The 3774-nt window shown below is 59.1% G+C and carries 3 protein-coding genes; 2 read left to right on the top strand and 1 reads right to left on the bottom strand.

Annotated elements, in window-relative coordinates:
• Positions 1–250: 250 nt before the first annotated feature.
• Positions 251–2104 (bottom strand): arginine--tRNA ligase, encoded by a 1854-nt coding sequence (gene argS, locus KSY82_RS10090; RefSeq protein WP_217751108.1) that lies wholly within the window; start codon positions 2102–2104, stop codon positions 251–253.
• Between the two features lie 342 nt (positions 2105–2446).
• Here argS and KSY82_RS10085 point away from each other — a divergent pair, with 342 nt between their 5' ends.
• Both KSY82_RS10085 and KSY82_RS10080 read left to right on the top strand, forming a co-directional pair.
• The gene (locus KSY82_RS10085; protein WP_006235480.1) at positions 2447–2932 is read left to right on the top strand and encodes a CarD family transcriptional regulator; all 486 of its coding nucleotides are present in this window, start codon (positions 2447–2449) and stop codon (positions 2930–2932) included.
• Between the two features lie 108 nt (positions 2933–3040).
• Positions 3041–3640 carry an HD domain-containing protein gene (locus tag KSY82_RS10080; RefSeq protein WP_006235479.1) on the top strand — a complete coding sequence of 200 codons (600 nt, stop codon included), beginning with the start codon at positions 3041–3043 and terminating at the stop codon, positions 3638–3640.
• Positions 3641–3774 lie beyond the last annotated feature (134 nt).

Below are 3774 nucleotides of genomic sequence, written 5' to 3'. Positions count from 1 at the left end.
TGACGCGCCCCCGCAGTGCCCGCTTCCCCCAAGGACAATTATCAGTGCAGGTAGATGCCTTGCACTTTTTAGCGAAAAGCCGGCGTGGTTGGAATTTCTCATTTCATCGTAGTAAACCGGCATAGTTTCGTATTTCCAGCAGTTCCAAATTCGTCAATACGTCGGCGTTTGCAAAAAGCCCGACCTCCGTGGGAGATCGGGCTTATAGGGCTCAGCAAAGCCGAACCTACACGGTCAAATGACCCGTAGCTTACATCTGCTCGGGCGCGGAAACGCCAACGAGGGTGAGCACCAGGGCGAGCGTCACACGGACGGCATCGCAAGCGGCCAGACGGGCACGCGAAAGCTCGGGGTCGACGGGACGGCCCTCGCTCGGCAGCACCTGACAGGCAGCGTAGAAGCTGTGGAAGTCGCCGGCGAGTTCCTCAGCAAAGTGCGTCAGACGGAACGGGGCGCGGTCGCGAGCGCAGCTGGCGATGAGGTCGGTGAGCTCGTTGAGCTTGCGCGAAAGGGCGAGCTCGGTCGGGTCGGTCAGCAGCGAGTAATCGACGTTCTCACCGATGGCCTTGGCGGCGACGGCCTTCATGCCCATCTCGTCAGCCTGCTCGGGCGTAACGTCAGCGGCACGGCGCAGGATGGAGCACACGCGGGCGTGAGCGTACTGCACGTAGTACACCGGGTTGGAGTTGTCGCGCTTCTTGACGGCCTCAATATCGAAGTCGACCATCTGGTTGGAGCTCTTGGAGATGAGGGTGTAACGGGCAGCGTCGGAGCCGACCTCGTCGACGAGCTCCTGCAGGGTCACCATGGTGCCCTTACGCTTGGACATACGGACGGGCTTGCCGTTGCGCAGCAGGTTGACGAGCTGGCCCAGCAGAACCTCAAACTTGCCGGGGTAACCCAAGGCATCGCAGACGCAGCGGACGCGCTCGATGTAGCCGTGGTGGTCGGCGCCCCAGATGTCGATGACGTGGTCGACGCGCTGGAACTTATCCCAGTGATAGGCAACGTCGGAGGCGAAGTAGGTGTACTCGCCGTCGGACTTGATCAGAACGCGGTCCTTGTCATCGCCCAGGTCGGTGGAGCGGAACCACAGGGCGCCGTCCTTGGTGTAGAGATAGCCCATCTTGTCGAGCTTCTCAAAAGCGCGGTCGACGGCGGAGGTGCCGGCGGTCTCGCCCTCGGTGTCCTTCACATACAGCGAGCGCTCGGAGAACCAACGATCGAAGTCGCAGTTAACGGCATGGCAAAGGTCGCGCATGTTGTCGACCATCTTTACATAGCCGCGCTCGCGGAAGCTCTCCATGCGCTCCTGCGGATCGGCGTTGACCCACTTATCGCCGTCGGTGCGCCAGAACTCGGCGGCCTCGTCGATGATGTAGTCGCCGCCGTAGGAGTCCTTGCCCAGGGTCTCGGCAAAGTTGTCCTGATACGGATGGGTCTCGGGATGCTCGTCGTTCTCGTCGGCAACAAAGGCGTCGCGGTCGGCGATCAGCAGCTTGTGAGCCTCGTCGATATCCACGCCCTGCTTGGCGATGATGTCGGCAAGCTGCATATAGCGCGTGCTGATGGAGTTGCCGAAGGTGTTCATCTGAGAGCCGTGGTCGTTGATGTAGAACTCACGCTGGATGTCGTAACCGGCGTGATCCATAACGCGGCAGAGCGAGTCGCCCAGCGCGGCCCAGCGGCCGTGGCCGATGTGCATGGGGCCGACGGGGTTGGCGGAAACGAACTCGACCTGGGTCTTCAGGCCACCACCGACGTTGGACTTAGCGAAGTCCATACCCTTCTCGCGAGCCTCGCCAAAGATGGCATTCTTGACGGCAACGGAGAGGTAGAAGTTGATGAAGCCGGGGCCTGCGATCTCGACCTTCTCGATCGCGGGGTCCTCGGGCATATGGGCAACGATGGCCTCGGCGATCTCGCGCGGGGCGCAGTGGGCCAGCTTGGCGGACTTCAGGGCCATGGTAGAGGTCCACTCGCCATGAGAAGTGTCAGCCGGTCGCTCGATAGCGCAATCGTCAAGTTCAAATGCGGAAAGGTCGCCGGCCTCCTGGGCCGCAGCAAGCGCAGCGCGTACCAGCTCTTCAATCTTCTCGGGCATAGATCCTCCTTGTGTTAAAGCCCCCGAGCTCTTGGTCACTCGTAGGGCAAAAGCCAGAGTTTGTAGCACTCTATCACAAGCGACGGGCACTGTCGCAGGGTAAAGCTAATAGATATTGCATATGCACAAAAATGACTACAGCTTGTATGGAGTCACTCAAAGATGCCGGTCTGCCTGCAGATTATGCAGGCGTTGAAAATGCATAAAGGTGTGAATGAGCTGCGTCTGTTATCGAATACTCTTACCTATCAGAGTTGTGTGCTTTTCCTGCATAAAGTACGGGTTTGCGCACGTCAGCGTGTTATTCTAGACATACGTAAATTCGTATAAGTTGGAGGTAGCATGTTCTCAATCGGTCAACACGTCATTCATCCGGGCCAGGGAGTCTGCACCGTCGTCGGTTTTAGGGACGACACACCGCAGCCCATGCTACTGCTCGAGACCAAGCAGGGACATGCGCAGACGATCCTCATGTACCCCGTGGCGCAGGCCGACCGTCTGCACGCCGCCATCTCTCAGCAAGATGCCGAGCACCTGCTGAGCCACTATGACGAGCTGGAGTGCGACACCTTTACCGAGCGCAACAGCTCGCTTGAGGAGACACACTTTAAGCAGCAGCTCAAGCTGGGCGCGCCCGAGACGGTCCGCGTGGCAAAGACCATGATGCACCGCATTCGCCAGGCCGAGGAAGCTGATAAAAAACCCAGCTCCTACTACATGCGCGTACTCAAGGAGGCCAAACGCCGCTCCATCGAGGAGTTCGCCGTGGCCCTTGGCGTCACCGAGGAGGCCGCCGAAGCCCGCCTAGCCCAAGCCGCCCTCAACTAACCCATCCGCGCCAAAAACCACCACAAAGGGAACAGGCACCTTTGTGGTGGTTTTCTTGTTCTAGTAGTATTCATTCTCATCGATACCCACGAGCACAAGGAGTCTCTTATGGCAGAGCCGCTTACCGCCGGAATCACCCGCGACCGCGCGTTCGAACTGCTCAATGAGCACAACAAGGACCCGTTCCATATCACCCATGGCGAGACGGTCGAGGGCACTATGCGCTACTTTGCGCGCGAGTTCGACCCCGAGAACGAGGAGTTTTGGGGCATCGTCGGTCTGCTGCACGACCTGGATTGGGAGGAGCATGAGGACGACCCCATGAACCACACCATCTATGCTGCCAAGATTCTTAAGGATGAAGGTGCGTCTCCCGAGCTCATTCGCGCCATCCAGACGCACACGTCGGACTTCAATACCTCGCTGCCCAAGCCCGAGCTGCAGATGGAAAAGATCCTGTTTGCCTGCGATGAGCTCACCGGCCTGATCGGCGCTGCAGTCATCATGCGCCCGAGCAAGAGCGTTATGGACTTTACGACCAAGTCGCTCAAGAAGAAGTTCAAGGACAAGCGCTTTGCCGCCGGCTGCTCGCGCGACGTGATTTCGCAGGGCGCCGAGATGCTGGGCTGGGAGCTTCCTGAGCTCTTCGACCGCACCATCGCAGCCATGCAGTCCTTCGCCCCCGACCACGATACCTTCCAGGCCTAACCGCCCGCGCCACTTAAAACCACCACAAAGGGGAAAGTGAACTGCCTCCCATTTCTTGGACATCGGGAAATGGGAGGTTTGGAGTGGGAAGGATAAACTGGACTTTCTTTTAAGGATCCTCAAGCGTATTGCCG

Origin of the sequence: Collinsella aerofaciens (genome assembly GCF_019131995.1) — a bacterium.
In the GTDB taxonomy this organism is placed as follows: Bacteria; Actinomycetota; Coriobacteriia; order Coriobacteriales; family Coriobacteriaceae; genus Collinsella; species Collinsella aerofaciens_S.
The sequence above is the reverse complement of the archived record's forward strand: the minus strand, read 5'-3'. Positions and strand labels throughout refer to the sequence as shown.